This window comes from Kocuria sp. ChxB (assembly GCF_044359605.1).
GTDB lineage: Bacteria > Actinomycetota > Actinomycetes > Actinomycetales > Micrococcaceae > Kocuria > Kocuria rhizophila.
Map to the genome: position 1 here is coordinate 1,415,311 of NZ_CP121123.1, position 22,752 is coordinate 1,438,062.

The 22,752-nt window shown below is 69.7% G+C and carries 22 protein-coding genes; 14 read left to right on the forward strand and 8 right to left on the reverse strand.

Annotated elements, in window-relative coordinates; genetic code table 11:
* Nucleotides 1-76 precede the first annotated feature (76 nt).
* Nucleotides 77-1,834: a helix-turn-helix domain-containing protein gene (locus P8S73_RS06225; RefSeq protein ID WP_223246185.1), complete on the reverse strand. Its 1,758-nt coding sequence runs from the start codon at nt 1,832-1,834 to the stop codon at nt 77-79.
* A gap of 161 nt (nt 1,835-1,995) precedes the next feature.
* On the opposite strand from P8S73_RS06225, the gene aceA reads away from it, so the two are divergent.
* Entirely contained in the window at nt 1,996-3,282 is a 1,287-nt protein-coding gene (aceA, locus tag P8S73_RS06230) for an isocitrate lyase (RefSeq protein WP_102614021.1), read from the forward strand.
* 288 nt (nt 3,283-3,570) lie between these two features.
* Here aceA and P8S73_RS06235 read toward each other — a convergent pair whose 3' ends face one another.
* Entirely contained in the window at nt 3,571-4,056 is a 486-nt protein-coding gene (locus P8S73_RS06235) for a hotdog fold thioesterase (RefSeq protein WP_223110042.1), read from the reverse strand.
* 186 nt (nt 4,057-4,242) lie between these two features.
* On the opposite strand from P8S73_RS06235, the gene paaZ reads away from it, so the two are divergent.
* The gene (gene paaZ, locus P8S73_RS06240; protein ID WP_191871868.1) at nt 4,243-6,378 is read left to right on the forward strand and encodes a phenylacetic acid degradation bifunctional protein PaaZ; all 2,136 of its coding nucleotides are present in this window, start codon (nt 4,243-4,245) and stop codon (nt 6,376-6,378) included.
* The gene (locus P8S73_RS06245) at nt 6,375-6,893 is read left to right on the forward strand and encodes a GNAT family N-acetyltransferase (RefSeq protein ID WP_249494115.1); all 519 of its coding nucleotides are present in this window, start codon (nt 6,375-6,377) and stop codon (nt 6,891-6,893) included. The genes paaZ and P8S73_RS06245 overlap by 4 nt, the downstream gene beginning before the upstream one ends.
* On the opposite strand, the gene P8S73_RS06250 is transcribed toward P8S73_RS06245, so the two are convergent.
* The 4 genes from P8S73_RS06250 to P8S73_RS06265 form a co-directional block, all read right to left on the reverse strand.
* Nucleotides 6,883-7,029 carry a hypothetical protein gene (locus P8S73_RS06250; RefSeq protein WP_019309849.1) on the reverse strand — a complete coding sequence of 49 codons (147 nt, stop codon included), beginning with the start codon at nt 7,027-7,029 and terminating at the stop codon, nt 6,883-6,885. The genes P8S73_RS06245 and P8S73_RS06250 overlap by 11 nt on opposite strands.
* A gap of 29 nt (nt 7,030-7,058) precedes the next feature.
* Nucleotides 7,059-7,685 (reverse strand): TetR/AcrR family transcriptional regulator, encoded by a 627-nt coding sequence (locus P8S73_RS06255; protein ID WP_047979482.1) that lies wholly within the window; start codon nt 7,683-7,685, stop codon nt 7,059-7,061.
* Nucleotides 7,686-7,782: 97 nt separating this feature from the next.
* Nucleotides 7,783-9,120 carry a phenylacetate--CoA ligase family protein gene (locus tag P8S73_RS06260; protein ID WP_047979481.1) on the reverse strand — a complete coding sequence of 446 codons (1,338 nt, stop codon included), beginning with the start codon at nt 9,118-9,120 and terminating at the stop codon, nt 7,783-7,785.
* A gap of 5 nt (nt 9,121-9,125) precedes the next feature.
* A complete protein-coding gene (locus P8S73_RS06265) occupies nt 9,126-9,536 on the reverse strand; it encodes a PaaI family thioesterase (protein ID WP_144802046.1) in 411 nt (136 codons plus the stop codon).
* Nucleotides 9,537-9,780: 244 nt separating this feature from the next.
* On the opposite strand from P8S73_RS06265, the gene paaA reads away from it, so the two are divergent.
* From paaA to P8S73_RS06305, 8 genes are all read left to right on the forward strand, one after another.
* Nucleotides 9,781-10,833: a 1,2-phenylacetyl-CoA epoxidase subunit PaaA gene (gene paaA, locus P8S73_RS06270; protein ID WP_070637033.1), complete on the forward strand. Its 1,053-nt coding sequence runs from the start codon at nt 9,781-9,783 to the stop codon at nt 10,831-10,833.
* Nucleotides 10,834-10,835: 2 nt separating this feature from the next.
* On the forward strand, nt 10,836-11,132 hold the full coding sequence (gene paaB, locus P8S73_RS06275; RefSeq protein ID WP_012397288.1) for a 1,2-phenylacetyl-CoA epoxidase subunit PaaB: 297 nt from the start codon (nt 10,836-10,838) through the stop codon (nt 11,130-11,132).
* Entirely contained in the window at nt 11,129-11,965 is an 837-nt protein-coding gene (gene paaC / locus P8S73_RS06280) for a 1,2-phenylacetyl-CoA epoxidase subunit PaaC (protein ID WP_012397287.1), read from the forward strand. Before paaB ends, paaC begins: the two co-directional genes overlap by 4 nt.
* 50 nt (nt 11,966-12,015) lie before the next feature.
* Complete coding sequence (gene paaD, locus P8S73_RS06285; RefSeq protein ID WP_082019307.1) at nt 12,016-12,552, forward strand: 1,2-phenylacetyl-CoA epoxidase subunit PaaD; 537 nt, start codon at nt 12,016-12,018, stop codon at nt 12,550-12,552.
* A gap of 2 nt (nt 12,553-12,554) precedes the next feature.
* Nucleotides 12,555-13,754: a 1,2-phenylacetyl-CoA epoxidase subunit PaaE gene (gene paaE, locus P8S73_RS06290; protein ID WP_102614015.1), complete on the forward strand. Its 1,200-nt coding sequence runs from the start codon at nt 12,555-12,557 to the stop codon at nt 13,752-13,754.
* Between the two features lie 206 nt (nt 13,755-13,960).
* Nucleotides 13,961-14,734, forward strand: a complete 774-nt coding sequence (locus P8S73_RS06295) for an enoyl-CoA hydratase/isomerase family protein (RefSeq protein ID WP_144802049.1) — start codon at nt 13,961-13,963, stop codon at nt 14,732-14,734.
* Nucleotides 14,735-14,913: 179 nt separating this feature from the next.
* Entirely contained in the window at nt 14,914-15,765 is an 852-nt protein-coding gene (locus P8S73_RS06300) for a formate/nitrite transporter family protein (protein ID WP_102614014.1), read from the forward strand.
* Between the two features lie 280 nt (nt 15,766-16,045).
* Nucleotides 16,046-18,040 carry a M13 family metallopeptidase gene (locus tag P8S73_RS06305; RefSeq protein ID WP_144802053.1) on the forward strand — a complete coding sequence of 665 codons (1,995 nt, stop codon included), beginning with the start codon at nt 16,046-16,048 and terminating at the stop codon, nt 18,038-18,040.
* 196 nt (nt 18,041-18,236) lie between these two features.
* Here P8S73_RS06305 and P8S73_RS06310 read toward each other — a convergent pair whose 3' ends face one another.
* A complete protein-coding gene (locus tag P8S73_RS06310; protein ID WP_249494117.1) occupies nt 18,237-18,692 on the reverse strand; it encodes a DUF4190 domain-containing protein in 456 nt (151 codons plus the stop codon).
* A 150-nt stretch (nt 18,693-18,842) separates the two neighbouring features.
* On the opposite strand from P8S73_RS06310, the gene P8S73_RS06315 reads away from it, so the two are divergent.
* From P8S73_RS06315 to P8S73_RS06325, 3 genes are all read left to right on the forward strand, one after another.
* Nucleotides 18,843-19,235, forward strand: coding sequence for a YidH family protein (locus P8S73_RS06315; protein ID WP_070637043.1), 393 nt, complete (start codon nt 18,843-18,845; stop codon nt 19,233-19,235).
* Entirely contained in the window at nt 19,232-19,573 is a 342-nt protein-coding gene (locus P8S73_RS06320; protein ID WP_249494118.1) for a DUF202 domain-containing protein, read from the forward strand. Before P8S73_RS06315 ends, P8S73_RS06320 begins: the two co-directional genes overlap by 4 nt.
* 279 nt (nt 19,574-19,852) lie before the next feature.
* Nucleotides 19,853-21,244 carry an amino acid permease gene (locus P8S73_RS06325; protein WP_259906366.1) on the forward strand — a complete coding sequence of 464 codons (1,392 nt, stop codon included), beginning with the start codon at nt 19,853-19,855 and terminating at the stop codon, nt 21,242-21,244.
* Between the two features lie 171 nt (nt 21,245-21,415).
* Here the strand turns inward: P8S73_RS06325 and P8S73_RS06330 are convergent, their stop codons facing one another.
* Nucleotides 21,416-22,705, reverse strand: a complete 1,290-nt coding sequence (locus P8S73_RS06330) for an adenylosuccinate synthase (protein ID WP_070637049.1) — start codon at nt 22,703-22,705, stop codon at nt 21,416-21,418.
* Nucleotides 22,706-22,752: the final 47 nt, after the last annotated feature.

Here is a 22,752-nt window from a genome sequence, read left to right on the forward strand (position 1 = left end):
CCCGACGGCGCCCCGGAACGGAACACGCACGGGCCCGCGGACGGCAGGCTACGCGGCAGTAGGAATGTGATGGAGGTTACGCGAGGTCTTCGTCCAGTTCAACGGCGGGCGCGTGGCGCTGCAGGAACCGAAAGACCTCCGTCTCGTCCACTCCGGGGAACGCTCCGGCGGGCATGGCCGCGAGCATGTGGGTGGCCGGACGCGCCGAGGGCCAGGCCTGCCCCTCCCACTGGTCCGCGAGCGCCGGGGAGGGCTGCTGGCAGCACGCGGGGTCCGGGCACGTGGAGGTGCGCCGGTAGGAGGTGGCGCGGCCGCGGAACCACTTGACGTGCTCGTAGGGCACCCCGAAGGAGATGGAGAACTCGCCGTGCTCGGAGCCCTCCACGCGCGCCGAGCACCAGTACGTGCCGTGCGGGGTGTCCGTGTACTGGAAGTGGGACAGCAACCTGTTGGTGCCCGAGAACGCCTGGCGGGCGGAGAAGAACCGGCACGCGCGCTGACCCTCCACGGCACCGCTGTGGTCCGTGGGGAACTGCAGGCCGTCGTTCTGCCACGCCTTGTGGATGATCCCGGAGGAGTGCACCTTCTCGAAGTGCGTGGGGATGTCGAAGTGGTGGGTCATCAGGTTGGTCATCCGGTGCGCGGCGGTCTCGTGGGACACCGCGAACGCGTCCCGGAGGTCGTCCACGGACAGCTCCCGCTGGGACTTGGCGCGGGCCAGCAGGTCCACCGCCGAGGCCTCAGGAATCATCAGCGCCGCGGCAAAGTAGTTGGTCTCAACGCGCTGCTCCAGGAACTCGCCGTAGTCCGCGGGCCGGCGGTGCTCCAGCAGGTGGTGCCCCACAGCCTGCAGCAGCACGGACCACGGAGAGCCCGCCCCCGCGGAGGTGGGCAGGTAGAACCGCCGGTTGCGCAGGTCCGTCACGGAGCGCGTGGAGTGCGGCAGGTCCGGGACCTGGTGGATCTCGAAGCCCACGTGCTCCACGAGCCGGGAGATGTGGTGCTCGGACAGCGGCCCGCCCGTGTGCTTGATCGCGGCCAGCAGCTCCGCAGCCATGGTCTCGATGCGCTCGAAGTAGTTGTTCACACCCTGCATCCGCGCGCGCAGCTGAGTGTTGGCGCGCCGGGCCTCCTCCGGGGTGGCGGCCTGCTCCTCCAGGCGCTGGCCGAGCTGCTGCTGCAGGGCCGCGAGCGCCTCGAGGGTCTCGGTACTCATCCCCGGACCCACGCGCACGGTGGGCAGCCCGAGGGCCGCGTACATGGGCCCGCGCTGCACCCGCTCCACCTGGATCTCCAGCTCCATGCGGCGGGACGGCGCCTTGGACCCGAGCAGCTGCTCCACACCCATGTCCAGCGCACCGGCCAGGGCCGAGAGGGTGCTGAGCTTGGGCTCGCGCTTGCCGTTCTCGATCAGGGACAGCGCACTGGGTGCCATTCCCACGGTGCGCGCGAGCTCCTCCAGGGTGATCCGCAGCCGCTTGCGGCGGTACCGGATCCGGCGCCCCAGCACGATCGGGTCCGTGGGGTCCCCCGCCTCCTCCGGCGGCACCGGGGACGGCGTCCGGGCGCCCGCACCGGTTCCCGCTCCGGTGCGTGAGCCCCGCAGGGCGTCGCGGCCCCCGGAGGACGACGCCGCCGCGCCGGGTACCGCGCGTCCGGCACCGCTGCCGTCACGGCCGGCAGCGGCCGCCGAGGGGGTCCGCGACCCCGCGGTGCCGCGCGCGGCGGGGGTCGTCCCCCCGGCGGTGTCCGCGGGGGTGCGACCGGTGGCGGAGGGGGAGGGAGCGGCGTCGACGGTGCGGCGCCGCCTGCGGGGGCCTGTGGTCGGGGTCATACCCCGAGTTTAGAACCAATTTTCTCAGGCGTGAAGAAATGCGGTTCTTCACTCGGAAAACCCCTTTTCAGGGGTGCAGATCGCGGCAAAAGTAGAACTCATCAAGTTACCCGGGCGAAACTTCCCCGTACCGCCCGGACGACCGATCGAAGGAGACCGAGATGAGCACCGAGAACAGCAACCTCCGCAGCGCCGCCGAGCTGGCCCGCGACTGGGAGGAGAACCCCCGCTGGGCGGGCGTGACCCGTGACTACGCCCCCGAGGAGGTCCTGCGTCTGCAGGGCTCCTTTCGAGAAGAGCACACCAACGCCCGGCGCGGCGCGGAGCGACTCTGGAACCTGCTCAACTCGGAGGATTACATCAATGCTCTGGGCGCTCTGACCGGCAACCAGGCGGTCCAGCAGGTCAAGGCCGGGCTCAAGGCCATCTATCTCTCCGGCTGGCAGGTGGCCGGTGACGCCAACCTGGCGGGCCAGACCTACCCGGACCAGTCCCTCTACCCCGCGAACTCCGTTCCGCAGGTGGTGCGCCGGATCAACAACGCGCTCAAGCGCGCGGACCAGATCGAGCACGCCGAGGACGTCCACACCGTGGAGAACTGGATGGCGCCGATCGTCGCGGACGCGGAGGCCGGCTTCGGCGGACCGCTCAACGCGTTCGAGCTCATGAAGTCCATGATCGATGCGGGCGCGGCCGGCGTGCACTGGGAGGACCAGCTGGCCTCCGAGAAGAAGTGCGGCCACCTGGGCGGCAAGGTGCTGATCCCCACCCAGCAGCATGTGCGCACCCTCAACGCGGCACGCCTGGCGGCGGACGTGGAGGACGTCCCCAGCATCATCATCGCCCGCACGGACGCCGAGGCAGCCACGCTGATCACCTCGGACGTGGACGAGCAGGACGCCGAGTTCATCACCGGCGAGCGCACCGCGGAGGGCTTCTACAAGGTCCGCAACGGCATCGAGCCCTGCATCGCCCGCGCCAAGGCGTACGCCCCGTACTCGGACCTCATCTGGATGGAGACCGGCACGCCCGACCTCGAGCTCGCCAAGCAGTTCGCGGAGGCCGTCCACGAGGAGTTCCCGGACCAGATGCTGGCGTACAACTGCTCGCCGTCCTTCAACTGGAAGAAGCACCTGGACGACGACACCATCGCCAAGTTCCAGCGCGAGCTCGCCGCCATGGGCTACCGCTTCCAGTTCATCACCCTGGCGGGCTTCCACGCCCTGAACTATTCCATGTTCGACCTGGCCCACGGCTACGCCCGCAACCAGATGAGCGCCTACGTGGACCTGCAGGAGCGCGAGTTCGCCGCCGAGGAGCGCGGCTACACCGCCACCAAGCACCAGCGCGAGGTGGGCACCGGCTACTTCGACCTGGTGTCCCAGGTGGTCAACCCGAACTCCTCGACCATCGCTCTCAAGGGCTCCACCGAGAGCGCCCAGTTCTGAGCCGCCCAGCGGCCACGGACTGAACCGGACCCGCGGGGGTCGCAGCAGGTCATTGGGGCCTTTGACTTCGCACCCCGACCCCCGCGTTCACCCCGTCCGCACCGAGGGGCTCCTCAGCCCTCCCGCGGACGACGAACCGCCCCGGCACCGCAACCCTGCGGCGCCGGGGCGGCTCTGTGCGTGCGGGCGCGCCACCCCGGGTCGGCGGCGTTCACCGGCTGCGACCGGGAGGCGCCCACGGCGACCCACCGGGCCGCCCCAGGTCCCGCCCGCACGCCGAGGCACAGCTCAGGAGCTCGGTGCGTCCTTGAGGAAGTTGGTAATCCGCACCGTGCACAGCCGGCGGCCGGTGTCGATGTGCGTGATGACCACCTCGTGGCTGGTCATGGTGCGGCCCAGGCGGATGGCCGTGGCCACCCCGCGCACCCGCCCGCTCGTGGCGGAGGCGTGGTGGGTGGCGTTGATGTCCACACCCACGGCCACCTTGCCCATGGTGGAGCCGTGGATCACCGCGGCCCACGAGCCCAGCATCTCCCCGAGCGCCACGGACGCACCGCCGTGCAGCAGCCCCAGCGACTGCCGGTTGCCCTCCACGGGCATGGTCGCCACGATCCGCTCGGCGGACTGCTCCTCCACCTCCACACCCATCTTCCGGTCCAGCTCGCCCAGCTCGATGCTCCAGGGGTCGAAGGCCCTGCCCTTCTGCTCGTCCGACGACGTCGCGCGCCGCTCGTTCTCCACGCGTGCGTCCGCGGGGGTGGGGTCCTCGTGCATGTCTGCTCCTCGTGTCGTGGGGGGCACGACGCCGTCCGGGTGCGCTCCGCAGGAAAGCCCGCCGGGCGGCGTCGTGAGCGGGAAACTCGCGTGACGGCCATGGTGTGCCTGTGTGACCTAGGTTATCCTGGGGGCAATACTGACCGATCGTTCGGCTAACGGCCGCGACAGTCCGGAGGACCCCGCGTGAGCACCCAGAACCAGGCAACCGACACCTCGCAGCCGCAGATCCTGCCCAGCTTCGTGAAGGGTGAGTGGTGGCGCCCGGAGGATCCGCAGAAGGTCGCGGACGTGCGCAACGCCGCAACCGGCGAGCTCGTGGCGCGCGTGAGCACGGACGGGATCGACACCGCCGGTGCCGTGGAGTACGCGCGCACCGTGGGCCAGGCGTCCCTGGGGACCCTGCGGATCCACGACCGCGCGCTGATCCTCAAGCAGCTGGCCCAGCACCTCGGGGAGCACAAGGAGGAGCTGTACGCGATCTCCTACGCCACGGGAGCCACGGCCAAGGACCACCTGATCGACATCGACGGCGGCATCGGCACGCTGTTCACGTTCTCCTCCAAGGGGCGCCGCGAGCTGCCCAATGCGAACGTGATCGTGGACGGTGCCGTGGAGCAGCTCTCCCGGGACGGCTCGTTCCTGGGCGAGCACATCTACACCCGGCTGCCCGGTGTGGCCGTGCAGATCAACGCGTTCAACTTCCCCGTGTGGGGCATGCTCGAGAAGTTCGCGCCCGCGTTCATCGCCGGGGTACCCACCATCGTGAAGCCCGCGACCCCCACCGGGTACGTGACCGAGGCGTGCGTGCGGCTCATGCTGGACTCCGGGCTGCTGCCGGAGGGTTCCCTGCAGCTCATTTCCGGCTCCGCCCGGGACCTGCTGGACCATCTGGACGCCCGGGACCACGTGGCGTTCACCGGTTCCGCCGCCACTGCCCGGTCCCTGCGCGCGCACAGCCACGTGCAGGAGAAGGGCGTGCGCTTCACTGCGGAGACCGACTCCCTCAATGCCGCCATCATGGCCCCGGACGTCACCGAGGACTCCCCCGAGTTCGAGGCGTTCGTGAAGTCCGTGGTTCTGGAGATCACCGCCAAGGCCGGCCAGAAGTGCACGGCCGTCCGCCGCGTGATCGTGCCGCAGGAGATCAAGCCGGCCGTGGTCGCGGCCCTGAAGGAGCGCGTCGCGCAGCGCGGCGTGGTGGGCGATCCCCGGGACCCCGCCACCACCGTGGGCCCGCTCGCTTCCGAGGACCAGGCCTCCGAGGTGCTGCGCTCCGTGCGCACCCTGATCGACGCCGGCGCCACGGTGGAGCTGGGCGGGCCCGAGGAGCTGTCCTCCGTGCCCCAGGACGGCGCGTTCTTCCCCGTCACCCTGCTCTCGTTCGACGACGCCCGCACCCCCGCCGTGCACGAGGTCGAGGCGTTCGGCCCGGTCACCTCCGTGCTCGGCTACTCGGGTGACGTGGCGGACGCCGTGGAGATCGCCGCCCTGGGCGGCGGTTCCCTGGTGGCCACCGTGTGCACCCACTCCCCCGAGCTCGCGGCGCAGTTCGCGTCCGGGATCGGTGCGCACCACGGGCGCGTGCTGTTCCTGGACCGCGACGACGCCAAGACCTCCACCGGTCACGGCTCGCCCGTTCCCCACCTGGTGCACGGCGGACCCGGCCGTGCCGGCGGTGGCGAGGAGCTGGGCGGCGTGCGCGCCGTGAAGCACTACATGCAGCGCACCGCCGTGCAGGGCTCCCCGGACCTGCTCACCGGGATCACCGGTCAGTGGCACTGGGGCGCCACCGCCAACACCGTGACCCGCGAAGACGTGGAGAACGGCACGGGCGAGCACCCCTTCCGCAAGTCCCTTGAGACCCTGCGGATCGGGGACCAGTTCGTCTCGGACCTGCGCACCGTGAAGCTCGAGGACATCCTGGAGTTCGCGGAGAAGACCGGTGACACCTTCTACGCGCACACGGACGAGGAGGCCGCCACGGCCAACCCGTTCTTCCCGCGCCGCGTGGCCCACGGCTACCTGCTGGTCTCCTGGGCCGCCGGGCTGTTCGTGGAACCCGCCCCGGGGCCCGTGCTCGCCAACTACGGGCTGGAGAACCTTCGCTTCATCACCCCGGTGACCTACGACGACGCCATCCGCGTGACCCTGACCGCCAAGAAGATCACCCCGCGCGTCACGGACGAGTACGGCGAGGTGGCGTGGGATGCCCGCCTGACCAACCAGAAGGACGAGATCGTGGCCACCTACGACGTCCTGACCCTGGTGGCCAAGCAGTGGCCCGTGCCGGACGGCGAAGCGGACCAGGACGTGGCGTGACCATCCAGGTGACGGACGCCGTGTGGGTGCTGCCGGACGGGTCCCGGTGCCGCCCCGGCCGGGCGGGTCTGGAGGATGTCCCCGCGCTCGTGCGCCTCCTGGCGGACGATCCGCTGGGGAGCACGCGCGAAGGCGGGGACATGGGCGTCTACCAGCGCGCCTTCCAGGAGATCGACGCCGATCCGCACCAGTTCCTGACCGCCGTCCACAACGACGCGGGCGACGTGGTGGGCACCCTGCAGCTCACGGTGATCCCGGGCCTGTCCCGCGGGGGCGCACGCCGTCTGCAGATCGAGTCCGTCCGGGTGTCCTCCAGCCTTCGTGGCCAGGGGCTGGGTGAGCGGATGTTCACCTGGGCGGAGGCCGTTGCGCTCGCCTCGGGGTGCTCGCTGCTGCAACTGACCACCGACACCTCACGGCCTGACGCCCACCGTTTCTACGAGCGTCTGGGTTACCGCCCGTCCCACGTGGGTTTTAAGAAGCAGGTGCAGAGCCCGGGCCCGTTCAGCGCATGATCGCGAGCGTGGTGCAGCCCAGGTCCGGGGTGGGGCGGAAGCCCAGGGAGCGGTAGAGCGCGACCACATGGCTGTTCCCAGCGGCGTCGTCCGTGGTGATGTAGACCTGGCGAATGCGGGACGTCTCGGCCAGCACCTCGTGCGCAGCTCCGGCGGGAGCGCCGACTACGCCCGCAGGCCCGCGAAGACCATGGTCACCACGGTCGCGGCCAGCTGGTCCACCGTGCCGGAGCGCCCGGGCTGGTACCAGTCCACGATCGAGTTGACCATCCCCAGCATCAGGCGCGGCGCGGACTTCCCCGAGATGTCGGTGCGCAGCTCGCCCAGCTCCTGGGCCTCGCGCACCAGGTCCTCCAGGTTGCGCGTCAGGGTACGACGCCGCTGCAGCGCCGCCTCCTCGACCTCCGAGTTCCCGCGCAGCCGCAGCAGCAGCGTCACGTAGGGCATCTGCGCCACGAGCACCCGCACGGAGCCGTCAAGGATCCGCTCGAGCTTGACCACGGGCCCGCTGTCGCTCGCGAGCACCTCCGCGAAGACCGCCTCGAGGGCGTCCAGGGCGCGGTCCAAGGCCTGCCCCAGGATCTCCTCCTTGGACTCCACGTGGTGGTAGATCGCGGACTTGGAGATCCCCAGGTGCTTGGACAGCATCCCCATGGACGTGGCGTCGTAGCCGTAGCGGTTGAACACGTCCACGCACACGGACAGCAGGGTCTCGCGGTCGTAGCCGGGACGGCCGCGCCGAGGTGCGGCAGCGGCGTCGTCGGCGGTGGCGGTGGTGCGCTCGGGGGACATGGGCGTGGGCCTCGATCTTCCGGGGGACGGGATGTTCAGGTTACCGGCTCGTCACCTGGCTCCCGCTCCCACGGAGGACCGGCGGCAGGGCGGGGAGCTACTTGTCGCGGCGGTCGTACACGCGGCGCAGCTTGCCCGAGGAGCGCTCCAGCGTGCCGGGCTCCGCGATGTCGATGGCCGCGCTGGAACCGATCTTGGTCTTGATCTCGTGCTGCAGCGCGCGGCCGGCCTCCTGGGCCTCCTCCACCGTGGCGTCCTCCCGGCGCTCGATGTGGATGGTCATCTGGTCCATGCGGTTCGGCCGGGTGATCTCCAGCGTGAAGTGCGGGGACAGCGCGGGGATCTTCAGCGCGAGCTCCTCGATCTGCGAGGGGAACAGGTTCACGCCGCGCAGGATGATCATGTCGTCCGAGCGGCCGGTGATGCGGCCCATGCGCCGGTGCCCCGGACGGGCGGTGCCGGGCAGCAGGCGGGTGAGGTCGTGCGTGCGGTAGCGGATGATCGGCAGCGCCTGCTTGGTCAGCGCCGTGAACACCAGCTCACCGGGGCGGCCTGTGGGCAGCACGGTGTCGTCGAACGGGTCGATGATCTCCGGGCGGAAGTGGTCCTCCCAGATGTGCGAGCCGTCCTGGGACTCGCAGGACTCGCCGGCCACACCGGGGCCCATGACCTCGGAGAGCCCGTAGATGTCGCACGCGGTGATGCCGAAGGTCTTCTCGATCTCGTGGCGCATCTCCTCGGTCCACGGCTCCGCCCCCAGCACGGCGTGCTTGAGCGAGGTCTCCCGCGGGTCGAGGCCCAGCTTGCGGAACCCGTCCGCGATCGTGAGCAGGTAGGTGGGCGTGGAGAGGATCGCCTCGGGCTCGAAGTCCCGGATCAGCTGCACCTGTTTCTCGGTCTGCCCGCCGGACATCGGGATCACGGCGCACCCCAGGCGCTCGGCGCCGTAGTGGGCGCCCAGGCCGCCGGTGAACAGGCCGTAGCCGTACGCGTTGTGCACCTTGTCCCCGGGCGTGATCCCGGACATCCGGAAGCAGCGGGCCACCAGGGAACCCCACGTGAGGAGGTCCTCCTCGGTGTAGGCCACCACGGTGGGCTGGCCGGTGGTGCCCGAGGACGCGTGGATCCGGCGGATCTCGGACATGGGCGTGGCGAAGGACTTGAACGGGTAGGCCTTCCGCAGGAACTCCTTGTCCGTGTACGGGAACTTGGCGAGGTCCTCGAGCTCCCGGAAGTCGTCCGGGTGCACTCCGTGCTCGTCGAAGAGCTCCTTGTAGGACGGGACGTTCTCGTACGCGTAGTGCAGGGTCCAGTTCAGCCGCTCGGTCTGCAGGGCCTCGATCTGGTCCCGGCTCATCAGCTCCTCGGCATCCGGCTGGGACGGATCCTGCGAAGCCTCGGGGCGGTACGGGTTGGCAACGGAGCACGACGTCATGGGATTCACGCTTTCTGGCGAAGGGGCACGGTGCGGCTGCGGCCGCGGAACTGGGCGATCACGTCCCCGTCCTGGGTGGTGACGGTGATGTCGCACAGGCCGCTGCGCCCGGTGCTGGCGATCTGGCGGCCCTCCGCCACCAGGGTCTGACCGGGTTGAGCGGAACTGAGGAAGTTGATGTCCACGCCCTGTGCCACCGTCATGGAGGTACCGTCCGGGGTGGGGTCGTTGCAGGTCATGGCGAAGCACGTGTCGGCCAGGGCAAAGATCATGCCGCCGTGGGCGATCCCGAAGCCGTTGCGCATCTCGTCACGCACGAGCATGGAGATCACACAGTGGCCAGGGTCGGCGCGCTGCACGGTGATGCCCAGCCACTCGGAGGCACGATCTCCCGTGAGCACCGGATGATGTGGCACGGGGGAGCTCCTTCCGATTTTCAGAACGATCGGTCAGTAGACAATCGCGAAATGTGACGTGTGTCAACAAGTTCCCGCTTCGTTGCAGCACCTCGACCGTTGACGCACCCCCTGGCCGGAGGCGGAAAATGTGTTGACGGCCACACCGGGGGTCTATATTCTGAACGAGCGGTCAGTTATTATCGTCGGCAGCGTACAGAGTTCATCCTCCGCTCCCATCTCACCCGTGAACCGAGGACACACCATGACTGAGCAGACCACCACTGCGGACCAGGCGGCCACCACCGCCGAGCAGCAGCACTTCGACCACCTCATCAGCGAGGACTCCCGCGTGGAGCCCCGCGACTGGATGCCCGAGGCCTACCGGAAGAGCCTGACCCGCCAGGTCTCCCAGCACGCGCACTCCGAGATCATCGGCATGCAGCCGGAGGCCAACTGGATCACCCGCGCCCCGAGCCTCAAGCGCAAGGCCGTGCTGATGGCCAAGGTCCAGGACGAGGCCGGCCACGGGCTGTACCTCTACTCCGCCGCGGAGACCCTGGGCACCCCGCGCTCCGTGCTCAACGAGCAGCTGCTCAGCGGCAAGGCCAAGTACTCCTCGATCTTCAACTACCCGGCCCGCACGTGGGCCGACATGGGTGCGATCGGCTGGCTCGTGGACGGCGCCGCGATCTGCAACCAGGTCCCGCTGTGCCGCGCCTCCTATGGGCCGTACGGCCGCGCGATGGTGCGCATCTGCAAGGAGGAGTCCTTCCACCAGCGCCAGGGCTGGGAGATCCTCTACGAGCTCTCCCACGGCACCGAGGCCCAGAAGCAGATGGCGCAGGACGCCGTGAACCGCTTCTACGGCCCCGCTCTCCAGATGTTCGGCCCCCCGGACGCCGACTCCCCCAACTCCCAGCAGTCCATGGAGTGGAACATCAAGCGCTTCTCCAACGACGAGCTGCGCCAGCGCTTCGTGGACATGATCGTCCCGCAGGCCGAGGCCCTGGGCCTGACCCTGCCGGACCCGGACCTGAAGTGGAACGAGGAGCGCGGGCACTACGACTACGGCCAGCTGGACTGGAACGAGTTCATGTCTGTGATCAAGGGCTCCGGGCCCTGCAACGTCCAGCGCATGAAGCGCCGCCGCGAGGCGCACGCCAACGGCGCGTGGGTGCGCGAGGCCGCCGAGGCCTACGCCCAGCGGCAGGCCCGCGAGACCGCGGAGGCTGCGGCAGCGGCGTCGTCGGCCGAGGCGAACGAGGACTTCACCGTCATGGCGGGGCGCGGCTCCGCCGAGCTGATCGGAGCGTGAGCATGAGCGAGAACCAGAACGGCAACTGGCCCCTGTGGGAGGTCTTCGTGCGCTCCTCGCGCGGGCTGTCCCACGTGCACGCGGGCTCGCTGCACGCCCCGGACGCCACCATGGCCGTGCGCAACGCGCGTGACCTCTACACCCGGCGCAACGAGGGCACGAGCGTGTGGGTGGTCCCCGCAGACGCCATCACCGCCTCGGACCCGGACTCCAAGGGCGGCTACTTCGAGTCCGCGCAGGGCAAGAGCTACCGCCACGCCACGTACTACACCAAGAGCGAAGGGGTGAAGCACCTGTGAGCGCCTTCGCCTCCCACGACTCCGCCACCAAGCAGTCCGCGGGCGTCGCCATCACCGCCGAGGACATTGCGGAGACCGGCGGCAGGGCTCCCGAGGCCGTGGCCCAGTACGCGCTGCGGCTCGGCGACGACGCCCTGATGCTGTCCCAGCGTCTGGGCTGGTGGATCTCGCGGGCACCCGAGCTCGAGGAGGACATCGCGCTGGGCAACATCGCCCTGGACCTCATCGGCCACGCGCGCTTCCTGCTGACCTACGCGGGCTCCGCGTGGGGCAAGACCGAGGACGAGCTCGCGTACTTCCGCAACGAGGAGGAGTTCCGCTCCGTGCGCCTCGTGGAGCAGGAGAACGGGGACTTCGGCCAGACCATCGCGCGTCAGCTGCTGTTCTCCTTCTACCAGTACGAGCTCTACTCCGCGCTGCAGTCCTCCACGGACCAGACCCTGGCCGCGATCGCGGACAAGGCCCTCAAGGAGGTGGAGTACCACCAGGACCACGCGGCCCAGTGGATCCTCCGCCTGGGCCTCGGCACCGAGGAGTCCAAGCGGCGCATCCAGGACGGGCTCTACTACATGTGGCCCTACCTGGACGAGCTGTTCGCGGACGAGCCGCTGCACGACGAGCTCGAGGGCGTGGCCGTGCGCCCCTCCACGCTGCGCGAGCGGACCATGGACCGCGTGACCGCGCTGCTGGCCGAGGCCGAGCTCGAGGTCCCCAACGTGGCCCAGGCCCGGCTGTCCGCGGAGCCCCGCGACGGCGCCTACTCCGAGTACCGCGGGTACATCCTCGCCGAGATGCAGTGGCTCGCCCGCCAGCATCCCGGCGCCACGTGGTGAGTTCCGTGTTCTCCCGCGTTCCGCCCCGTTCCCTGCCGCCCACCGGTGGCGTGGCGCCCCGTGAAGTCCCCCTGGGGCCCTCGCGGCGCCCGGACGACCCGGCCGACGCCGCCCTGTGGGACGTCGCGGCCACCGTGTGCGACCCCGAGATCCCCGTGCTCACGCTCGAGGACCTCGGGGTGCTGCGGGACGCCGTGGCCGGGGAGGACGAGACGGTGGTGGTCATCACCCCCACCTACTCCGGGTGCCCCGCCATGGACACCATGGCCGCGGACCTCGAGGCGGCCGTGACCGCCGCCGGCTACGAGAACGTGCGCGTGGTGCAGGTGCTGCGCCCGGCGTGGACCACGGACTGGATGTCCGCCGAGGGCCGCGCCAAGCTCAACGAGTACGGCATCGCACCGCCCACCGGGCGCACTGCCGCCGGTCACAACTCCGGGCCCGTGCGGTTGAGCCTGGCCGTGAAGTGCCCGCGCTGCGAGTCCCTGCGCACCCACGAGATGACCCGCTTCGGGTCCACGTCCTGCAAGGCCCTGTGGGTCTGCGACGACTGCAAAGAACCCTTCGACTACTTCAAGGTGCACTGATCATGAGTGAAACCGCGGACACCTCCACGCTGGAGGACGCCACCGAAGCCAGCGCGGGCGGCGGCAAGCGCCGTGCCGTGTTCAACACCCTCACGGTCTCCGAGGTGCGCAAGCTGACCTCCGACTCCGTGGAGGTCACGTTCGACGTGCCCGAGGACCTCGTGGCGGACTACGACTACCTCCCGGGTCAGTACGTGGCCATCCGCGCGCAGATCAACGGCCACGAGGTGCGCCGGTCCTACTCCATCTGCGCCGACCCCACCCCCGGTGAGATCCGCGTGGCCATCAAGAAGGACATGGGCGGCGTGTTCTCCACGTGGGCCAACGAGCAGCTGGCCGCCGGTGACACCCTGGACGTGATGAACCCGCAGGGCGCGTTCACCTCCAAGGTCAACATCACCTCCATGAACGATCCCGAGAAACTGGCCGAGAAGGAGGTGGCCAAGAAGCGCAACGTGCACCTGGTGGCCTTCGCCGCCGGTTCCGGGATCACCCCCATCATGGCGATCGCCCGCGCCCTGCTGCGCGCCTCGGACACCGCCCAGATGGACGTGATCTACGCGAACCGCTCCTCCATGGACGTGATGTTCGCCGAAGAGCTGGGTGACCTCAAGGACAAGTACCCCGCGCGCCTGGCCGTGCACCACGTGCTGTCCCGCGAGCAGCGGATCTCGCCGCTGATGTCCGGGCGGATCGACCACGACAAGCTCGAGGAGCTGCTGGACCGCGTGATCCAGGTGGACTCCGCGGACGAGTGGTTCCTGTGCGGCCCGTTCGAGCTCGTGCAGCTGTGCCGGGACGTCCTCAAGGAGCGAGGCGTGGACGAGTCCCGCGTCCGCTTCGAGCTGTTCACCACGGGCAAGCCCACCGCTCCCCAGGGCCAGCAGGGCCGCCCGGTCGTGGCGGACCCCAAGGGCGAGAACTACACAATCGTCTTCAACCTGGACGGCACCTCCGCCCAGGTGGAATCCCCCAAGTCCGCCGCGGAGACCGTGCTCAACGCCGCTCTGCGCGTGCGCCCGGACGTCCCCTTCGCGTGCGCGGGTGGGGTGTGCGGCACCTGCCGCGCCAAGGTCACCAAGGGCGAGTTTGAGATGGACGAGAACTTCGCGCTCGAGAAGGACGAGGTGGACGCCGGCTACGTGCTCACGTGCCAGACCCGCCCCACCTCGGACGAGCTGCGCGTGGACTTCGACGCCTGACCCACTCCCCTGACGACGACGCCGCGCTGGGCCCCAGGCGGCGTCGTCGCCGTACCTGCCGGCTCGCGTGGGGCGCGCACCGTGCGGACGCGGCGCGCATGCGGCGGCGCGGTGCCGGTGCGTGGGCCCGCTGAGTCGGAACGACGCCGCCCTGTCAGCCAGCGCCCACCGCACCCCGCCGAGACCCCAACCCCGAGGAGAACACCGTGATCGACCTGACCATCGAGGACGAGATCGCCCACGTGGTGCTCAACGCACCCGAGAAGATGAACTCGCTGGACGTCTCCGCGCTGCGCGAGCTGACAGATGCCTACACCGAGGCGGAGGCGGCCGCTGTCCGGGCGCTGCTGCTCACGGGTGAGGGCAGGGGTTTCTGCGCGGGCCGGGACATCTCCGGGGTGGATCCGGCCACGGACGACACCGAGGGCTACCTCACCGGGACCCTCCAGCCGCTGCTGCAGCGGATGTCCGCGTTCCCCGCGCCCACGTTCGCCGCGGTGCAGGGTGCGTGCCTGGGCGTGGGGCTGGGCCTGGCGATCGCCACGGACGTGGTCTACGTGGCGGAGAACGCCAAGATCGGCTCCCCCTTCGCGAATCTCGGGGCCACGCTGGACTCCGGCGGGCACGCGCTGTTCACCGAGCGGCTCGGCGCCCACCGCACGCTGGACCTCATCTACACCGCGGAGCTCATGAGCGGCGCGGAGGCCGTGGCGTCCGGGCTGTTCTCCCGCGCGGTGCCCGCGGAGGAGCTCATGGACTTCACGCTCACGCGGGTGCGCCGTGCCGCAGACGGGGCCACGCAGGCGTTCGTGGCATCCAAGGAGCTCGTGGCGCAGATCCGGGACCAGCGGATCGGGCTGTGGGAGTCCATGGCCGCGGAGAACGCCGCGCAGACCGCGCTGTGCGCCACCGCCGACTACCGCGAAGGCTTCAAGGCGTTCCAGGAGAAGCGGAAGCCCGAGTTCACCGGCAAGGGCTGAGTGCGGGCCACCCCCGAAACGCCCCCGGAGCAGGCCCGGGCACCCCTGGACGCCCGGTGCATGTGCTCCGTTAGTGCATACATTGAGCGCCCATTCTGCATCTGCTCCGCTGATGCACGCCGTGTGCGGTGGCGCGGGCGCGCGCACCGGGGTCTTCCCCGTGCCCTACGCTGAACCCCATGGCCGCCACCCGAGACAGTGAGACCGCACGGCGTTCCTCGGGGCGCACGGACCAGCCCCTCGAGGACGAGCTGGTCGAGGAGTTCAAGAACACCGTCCAGGAGGGCACGGACCGGTTGCACCGCACGTGGCGGGCGCTGATCGTCACGGGGCTGTTCGGCGGGATCGACGTGGGGCTCGGGATCATGGCCATGCTCGCCGTCATGGACGCCACCGGCTCCAAGCTGCTGGCCGGAACGGCGTTCGGCATCGGTCTGCTGGCCCTGCGCCTGGCCCACTCGGAGCTGTTCACGGAGGACTTCCTGCTGCCCATCAACGCGGTGGTGGCCGGCCACGGCTCGTGGTGGGCGCTGCTGCGGCTGTGGGTCGTGACCCTGGTGACCAACCTGGTGGGCGGGTGGGCGTTCATGTGGGTGGTGGTTGCCGCGTTCCCCGATTTCTCCACCACGCTCGTGGAGGTGGCCACCGGGTACGTCTCGGACGGGTTCGGCACGGAGACCGTGTGCCTCGCCCTGCTGGCCGGTTCCACCATCACCCTGATGACGCGAATGCAGCAGGGCACCAACAGCGACATGATGACCGCCGTGATCTCCCTGATCGGCGGTTTCCTGGTGGTGGGCCTCGGCATGCTCCATGGTGCCCTGAACTCGATCGTGATCTTCGGAGCCATGCACGCCGGCTGGGACTACTCCTACCTGGACTGGCTCGGGTGGTTCGCGTGGGTCATCCCGTTCAACATGCTGGGCGGACTCGTGATCATCTCGCTGCCCCGCCTGGTCCGCACGTGGGAGCTGCTCATGGCCGAACGCCGCGGAGAGAAGATCTCGGATGCGGAGCCCGCGGACGCCTGACGCGGCCACGGCTCGTGACCTCCGCGGTCGGACCACCCCCGGCAGCGCCGACCCGATCCCAGCACCCGGCACCCGGCACCCAGGTTAAGTGCAGCTTTTGCCACATTTCGCGCTCTGTGTGGCAAAAGCTGCACTTAATCCTGGTCGGGTGGGGGCCCCGGCGGCCGTTCGCGCACAGCGGGGTGCGGGTGGCGGGCGGGCCCGCCGGACGGGTTTAGCCGTCCGCAGATTCGACCCGCCACCCGTGGAGCCGCTCAGCGCTGGTGGTTAGCGTGTGACCATGACGACTTCTGTGTTCGACCTCGACGCCTTCGACCGCTCGGTCCGTCCCCAGGACGACCTCTTCCGCCACGTCAACGGCACGTGGCTGCGCACCGCGCAGATCCCCGACGACAAGGCCAGCACCGGTGCCTTCGTCGAGCTGCGGGACCAGGCCGAGCAGGCGGTGCGGGAGATCATCACGGGCGCGAGCGCGGACGGCGAGCAGGCGGCGTCGGCGGGGGAGCAGAGCGCCGAGACGAAAATCGCGCTGCTGTACCGGTCCTTCATGGACACCGAGCGGATCGAGGCGCTGGGCACCGAGCCGCTGCGCGAGGACCTGGACGCCGTGGCCGCGATCGACTCCCCGCGGGCTCTCTCGCGCTGGTTCGGCACGGCCATGCGGCGCGGCATCGGCGCAGCGCTGGACATCGACCTGGACTCGGACCCGGGTGACCCGCAGCGCAACCTCGTGTTCGTGGGCCAGTCCGGGCTGGGCCTGCCGGACGAGGAGTACTACCGCGAGGAGCAGTACGCGCAGATCCGTGAGCAGTACGTGACGCACGTCCAGACCATGCTCGAGCTCGCCGGGTTCGACGACGCCGCGCAGCAGGCTCGCGCGGTTGTGGACCTGGAGACGCGCATCGCCTCCCACCACTGGGACAAGGTCACGGTCCGGGACCTCACCAAGATGTACAACCCCATGAGCTTCGAGGAGCTCACGGGCCAGACGCAGAACCTCGACTGGAACGCGGTCCTCGAGGGCATAGGTCTCACGCCGGAGCACCTGGCCACGGTGGTCAACGCCCAACCGAGCTTCTTCACGGGCCTGGACGAGCTGCTCACCCCGGACGAGCTGGACGCGTGGAAGTCCTGGGCCCGCTGGCACGTGGTCTCCTCCCGCGCCGCGTACCTCTCGGAGGCGTTCGTGGCCCAGAACTTCGCGTTCTACGGCACGGTGCTGTCCGGGACCCCGCAGCTGCGCGAGCGGTGGAAGCGCGGCGTCGGGCTGGTGAACGGCGCGCTGGGCGAGGCCGTGGGCAAGCTCTACGTGGCGGAGCACTTCTCCCCCACGGCTAAGGCCCGCATGGACGAGCTGGTGGCCAACCTACTGGACGCGTACCGGGACTCCATCGAGAACCTCGAGTGGATGACCGAGGGCACGCGCGCGGAGGCGCTCAAGAAGCTCTCCGGGTTCACCCCCAAGATCGGCTTCCCGGAGAAGTGGAAGGACTACTCCGCCCTGGAGATCCGCGGGGACGACCTCGTGGGCAACGTGGTGCGCACCACCCAGTTCGCGGTGGACGAGCTCGCGCGCAAGGCCGGGCAGCCCGTGGAGAAGCACGAGTGGCTCATGACCCCGCAGACGGTCAACGCCTACTACCACCCGCTGCGCAACGAGATCGTGTTCCCCGCCGCCATCCTGCAGCCCCCGTTCTTCGACGAGACCGCAGACGACGCCGTGAACTACGGCGGCATCGGCTCGGTGATCGGCCACGAGATCGGGCACGGCTTCGACGACAAGGGCTCCACGTGCGACGGCGAGGGCCGGCTGCGCAACTGGTGGACCGACGAGGACCGCGCGGCCTTCGAGGAGCGCACCGCCCGCCTCGTGGGCCAGTACGCGGCTCTCACCCCCGCCCAGTTCGGTGACGACGACGCCGCGCCGCACGTCAACGGCGAGCTCACCCTGGGCGAGAACATCGGAGACCTGGGGGGCCTGTCCATCGCCTACAAGGCATGGAAGCGCGCCCAGGAGAAGAGGCCGACGCCGGACACGGAGAGCATCGACGGCTACACCCCCGCGCAGCGGCTGTTCATCTCGTGGGGCTACGTCTGGCAGGAGAAGTCCCGGGACGAGGCCCTGCGCACGCGCATCGCCACGGACCCCCACTCCCCCGCCGAGTTCCGCGCCGGGCAGACCCCGCGCAACGTGGACGCGTTCTACGAGGCGTTCGACGTCACGGAGGGCGACGGCATGTGGCTGCCCGAGGAGGAGCGCGTCACCATCTGGTGACCCTCCCCGGGTACGACGACGGCCGGTTCCCTCGCGCTCGAGGGGACCGGCCGTCGTCGTCACGGACTCGTGGAGCCGGCCTGCGGTGTCCCACGAAACCGCCCGGGCGGGAGGCGGGGCACCTCACGGGTGGGTGCCGAGTGACAGGGTGTGTGCGGCGGTGCCGCGAACCTGCCCAGCGCTCCGCCCTGGAACGTCAGACCGAGGAGTCCGCCACGCTCGGCATCTGGGTGATGAACACTCCCCACATCACCAGGATGAACACGAGCCAGAGGATCACGAGCACCAGCATGACCAGCCCCACCCAGCCCAGCACCTTGCCCGCGGTGGCTCGGCCGCCCAGCTTCTCAGCCTTGTTCGCCTGCCACAGCGCGAACGGCGCGAGGAGAGGGAGGACGGTGACGGACAGGATGCCGAGCACCAGGGACATGTCCGTGCTCCTGGTGGCCTCCGCGTAGCGCTGCGCGTCCTGGGGGCAGCCGGGAACGTACTCCCAGCGCCCCGCCGGCTGGGCGTAGGGGTGGTACTGGTTGGTGTCCACGGGCACGCCCCGAGCTTCCTGCGGATCCACGGAACCGTGGTGTCGCTGCGGGCCGCGAGGGACGTCCTCGTGGTTCCGGGGTTCCCGGGTCGGCTGGTTGCTCGAACTCATGGTGCGTCCTCCAGGACGTAGGTATTTGCGAGTGCGACCATCCTCTCCCGGGTTGCTCCCAGGAACAAGGAGCCGGGACTGGGCACCGGTCGTCCGCTCCGGATCCGCCGTACGGCATACCATCGGGGGAGGAGCACCCCGAGGAGGACCGTGAGCCATCCCGAAGACCCGGACGCGCGCCGTCGTGACCCCGTGAGCCGCCGCCTGCTGCGCGGCGGGACAGAGCCGGACCCCCGGTTCACGCTGGCCAACGAGCGGACCTTCCTGGCCTGGATCCGCACCTCCCTGGCCTTCCTGGCCGGGGGCATCGCCGTGGAGGCGTTCACGGGCGACATCTTCGACCTGGCACTGCGGAAGGTGCTGTCCATCGTGCTGCTGCTGCTCGGCATGCTGCTCAGCGCCGGAGCCGCCGTGCGGTGGATCAAGGTGGAGCGGTCGATGCGGCACAAGACCCCCCTGCCGCTCCCGCTGATCGCCCCGTTCGTGGCAATCGGCGGGGCCATTGCCTCCGGCGTCCTGGTGGCCGTGGTCCTGGCGCGATGACCTCCCCACCGGCCGCGAACGTGTGCGGGCACGACGACCCGGGGCTGCAGCCCGAACGCACCGTGCTGTCCTGGGGCCGCACGCTGCTGTCACTGTGCGGTGCGACCGCTCTGCACCTGCGGTGGCTCGCGACGCACGGCGCCTTCGTCCTCAGCCTGCTCATCGTGGCCCTGAGCCTCGCGGCCGGTATCTATGCCACTCAGCGCATGCGCTATCGCCGCTCCGTCACCGGTATTGCCACTGACGAGATCACCCCCGACGCCGCCTCTGTCCTCCTGACCGCCGCGGCCTGCGTGCTCCTGGGACTGCTGGGTATCGTGGCCATCCTGTTTTTCTGAGGAGTTGTCACCACTTAGGCGGGTCCGGGCGTGGGAATGCCCCGCGAGCCGGACGGGCCGCGCATAATGGCGGACAGCCGCAGAACCGCTGCGCGACCCCGGATCCACAATCCCTGGGAGGACCCAGTGTCTTCATCTTCATCCGGCGGCGGACACGCCGGGGCGGCCACCACGCCACCCCACGCCACTGTCAACCGCCAGCCCGATCCGCAGCAGCCCGGCCAGGGAGATCCCGCTGACGGCTCGCTGCAGCGCACCCTGAAGTCCCGCCACCTGACCATGATCGCCATGGGCGGTGCCATCGGCACCGGCCTGTTCGTGGCCTCGGGCAACTCCATCAACACCGCGGGCCCCGGCGGCGCGCTGGTGGCGTACGCGGCCATCGGCCTGATGGTGTTCCTGCTCATGCAGTCCCTGGGCGAGATGGCCACGCACCTGCCGGTGGCAGGCTCTTTCGAGGAGTACTCCACCCGCTACATCAGCCGCTCGTTCGGCTTCGCCATCGGCTGGAACTACTGGTACAACTGGGCCATCACGGTGGCCGCAGAGCTCGTGGCCGCCGCGCTGGTGATGCGCTACTGGTTCCCGGACGTTCCCGCGTGGATCTGGTCCGCCGTCTTCCTGGTCATCCTGTTCGCACTCAACGCCCTGAGCGCACGCGCGTACGGCGAGGGCGAGTTCTGGTTCTCCCTGGTGAAGGTGATCACCGTGGTGATCTTCCTGATCCTGGGCGTCCTCATGATCCTGGGGATCCTGGGCGGCCCCTCCCCCGGGTTCCACAACTGGACCGCGGGCGAGGCGCCCTTCGTGAACGGGTTCACGGGCATCATGTCCATCTTCATGGTGGCCGGCTTCTCCTTCCAGGGCACCGAGCTCGTGGGCGTGGCCGCCGGCGAGGCGGAGAACCCCGGCGAGACGGTCCCCAAGGCCATCCGCACGGTGTTCCTGCGCATCCTGCTCTTCTACATCGGCGCGATCACCGTGATCGGCTTCCTGATCCCCTACACCGATCCCAGCCTGCTGGCGAGCGACGTGGAGGACGTCTCCATCTCCCCGTTCACGCTGGTGTTCGAGCACGCGGGTGTTCTGGCCGCGGCCTCCGTGATGAACGCGGTCATCCTCACCGCGATCCTCTCGGCCGGCAACTCCGGCCTCTATGCGTCCACGCGCATGCTCTACGCCCTGGCGAAGAGCGGCAAGGCCCCGCGCTTCCTCGCCACGGTCAACCGCCGCGGCGTGCCCATGTACGCGCTGCTGGCCACCACGCTCATCGGCATGTTCTGCTTCCTCACCACTCTGATCGGCGAGGGAGAGGCGTACGTGTGGCTGATCAACGCCTCCGGTCTGGCCGGGTTCATCGTGTGGATGGGCATCGCGTGGAGCCACTACCGGTTCCGCAAGGCCTACGTCCTGCAGGGCGGAGATCCCAAGGACCTCACGTACCGGGCGCGCTTCTTCCCGATCGGGCCCATCGTGGCACTGGTCATGTGCGCCATCGTGATCGTGGGACAGGGGTACAGCATCTTCACCTCCGGGGACGTCAACCCCCTGAGCCTGCTGTCCTCCTACCTGGGCCTGCCGGTGTTCCTGGCCCTGTGGCTCGGCCACAAGCTGGTCACCAAGGACAAGCCGGTGGACCTGCGCACTGCGGACGTGACCCCCGGGCACTGACCTCGGCACCCAGCGCTCCGTGGCGCGGCTCGGTGCGCGGGCGTCGTCGTACGACGCCGCCCGCGCGCTCGCCCAGGCCGGCCACCCGCCCCGCGGGAACCGTCCCGCAACGGGAAAACCGCCCCGTTCTCTGGAGAGAGCGGGGCGGTTCCGTGTCTGCGGGCGGACGGGTCAGTCCGCGATCAGGTCCCGCACCACGATGGTGTCGTCGCGGTCCGGCCCCACGCCGATGGCCGAGATCCGGCAGCCGGACATGGCCTCGAGCGCGTGGACGTAGTCCTGCGCGTTCTTCGGCAGGTCCTCGAGCGACCGTGCTCCCGTGATGTCCTCGGTCCACCCGGGGAACGTCTCGTAGACCGGCTTGGCGTGGTGGAAGTCGGACTGCGTCATGGGCATCTCGTCGAAGCGCTGACCGTCCACCTCGTAGGCGACGCACACGGGGATCTCCGTGATCCCGGTGAGCACGTCCAGCTTGGTGATGAACAGGTCCGTGAAGCCGTTGATCCGCGCGGCCTGGCGGGCCATGACGGCGTCGTACCACCCGGTGCGGCGGGGACGGCCGGTGTTCACGCCGAACTCCCCGCCCGTGGTGCGCAGCCGCTCTCCCATCTCGTCGAAAAGCTCGGTGGGGAACGGGCCTGCCCCCACCCGGGTGGTGTAGGCCTTCTGGATTCCGATCACGCGGGCGATGCGCGTGGGGCCCACACCTGAACCCACGGAGGCGCCGCCGGCCGTGGGGTTGGAGGAGGTGACGAACGGGTAGGTTCCGTGGTCGACGTCCAGGTAGGTGGCCTGCCCACCCTCCATCAGGACCACCTCGTCGCGGTCCAGGGCCTCGTTGAGCAGCCGGGTGGAGTCCACGATCATGGGGGACAGTCGCTCCGCGAAACCCATGAAGTACTCCGCGATCTCGTCCACCTCGAACGCCCGCCGGTTGTAGAGCTTGACCAGCAGCTCGTTCTTCTGACGCAGCGCACCCTCGATCTTCTGCCGCAGGATGGATTCGTCCAGCACGTCCTGCACCCGGATGCCCAGGCGCCCGACCTTGTCCATGTAGGTGGGGCCGATGCCGCGCCCGGTGGTGCCGATCGCGCGCTTGCCCAGGAACCGCTCGCTGACCTGGTCCAGCGTCTGGTGGTACGGCGCCACGAGGTGCGCGTTCGCGGAGATCCGCAGGTGCGAGGTGTCCGCGCCGCGCGCCTCGAGACCGTCGATCTCCTCGAAGAGCGCCTGGGGGTTGATCACCACGCCGTTGCCGATCACGGACGTGGCATTGGGGCTCAGGATGCCTGCGGGGAGGAGCTTGAGCTCGAACTTCTCGCCGCCCACCACCACGGTGTGCCCGGCGTTGTTGCCGCCGTTCGGCTTGACCACGTAGTCCACGCGACCACCGAGCAGATCCGTGGCCTTACCCTTGCCCTCATCGCCCCACTGGGCGCCGACGATCACGATTGCTGGCATGGAATCACTCTCTGTGCGGGTGCGGCCCCGGGGGCCGGAGGAACCAA

What these genes read in the sequence shown, in the direction of transcription:
- P8S73_RS06225 (WP_223246185.1), bottom strand. Translation starts at nt 1,834, where the DNA reads ATGACCCCGACCACAGGCCCCCGCAGGCGGCGCCGCACCGTCGACGCC.
- aceA (WP_102614021.1), top strand. Translation starts at nt 1,996, where the DNA reads ATGAGCACCGAGAACAGCAACCTCCGCAGCGCCGCCGAGCTGGCCCGC.
- P8S73_RS06235 (WP_223110042.1), bottom strand. Translation starts at nt 4,056, where the DNA reads ATGCACGAGGACCCCACCCCCGCGGACGCACGCGTGGAGAACGAGCGG.
- P8S73_RS06255 (WP_047979482.1), bottom strand. Translation starts at nt 7,685, where the DNA reads ATGTCCCCCGAGCGCACCACCGCCACCGCCGACGACGCCGCTGCCGCA.
- P8S73_RS06260 (WP_047979481.1), bottom strand. Translation starts at nt 9,120, where the DNA reads ATGACGTCGTGCTCCGTTGCCAACCCGTACCGCCCCGAGGCTTCGCAG.
- paaA (WP_070637033.1), top strand. Translation starts at nt 9,781, where the DNA reads ATGACTGAGCAGACCACCACTGCGGACCAGGCGGCCACCACCGCCGAG.
- paaB (WP_012397288.1), top strand. Translation starts at nt 10,836, where the DNA reads ATGAGCGAGAACCAGAACGGCAACTGGCCCCTGTGGGAGGTCTTCGTG.
- paaE (WP_102614015.1), top strand. Translation starts at nt 12,555, where the DNA reads ATGAGTGAAACCGCGGACACCTCCACGCTGGAGGACGCCACCGAAGCC.
- P8S73_RS06300 (WP_102614014.1), top strand. Translation starts at nt 14,914, where the DNA reads ATGGCCGCCACCCGAGACAGTGAGACCGCACGGCGTTCCTCGGGGCGC.
- P8S73_RS06305 (WP_144802053.1), top strand. Translation starts at nt 16,046, where the DNA reads ATGACGACTTCTGTGTTCGACCTCGACGCCTTCGACCGCTCGGTCCGT.
- P8S73_RS06310 (WP_249494117.1), bottom strand. Translation starts at nt 18,692, where the DNA reads ATGAGTTCGAGCAACCAGCCGACCCGGGAACCCCGGAACCACGAGGAC.
- P8S73_RS06320 (WP_249494118.1), top strand. Translation starts at nt 19,232, where the DNA reads ATGACCTCCCCACCGGCCGCGAACGTGTGCGGGCACGACGACCCGGGG.
- P8S73_RS06325 (WP_259906366.1), top strand. Translation starts at nt 19,853, where the DNA reads ATGATCGCCATGGGCGGTGCCATCGGCACCGGCCTGTTCGTGGCCTCG.
- P8S73_RS06330 (WP_070637049.1), bottom strand. Translation starts at nt 22,705, where the DNA reads ATGCCAGCAATCGTGATCGTCGGCGCCCAGTGGGGCGATGAGGGCAAG.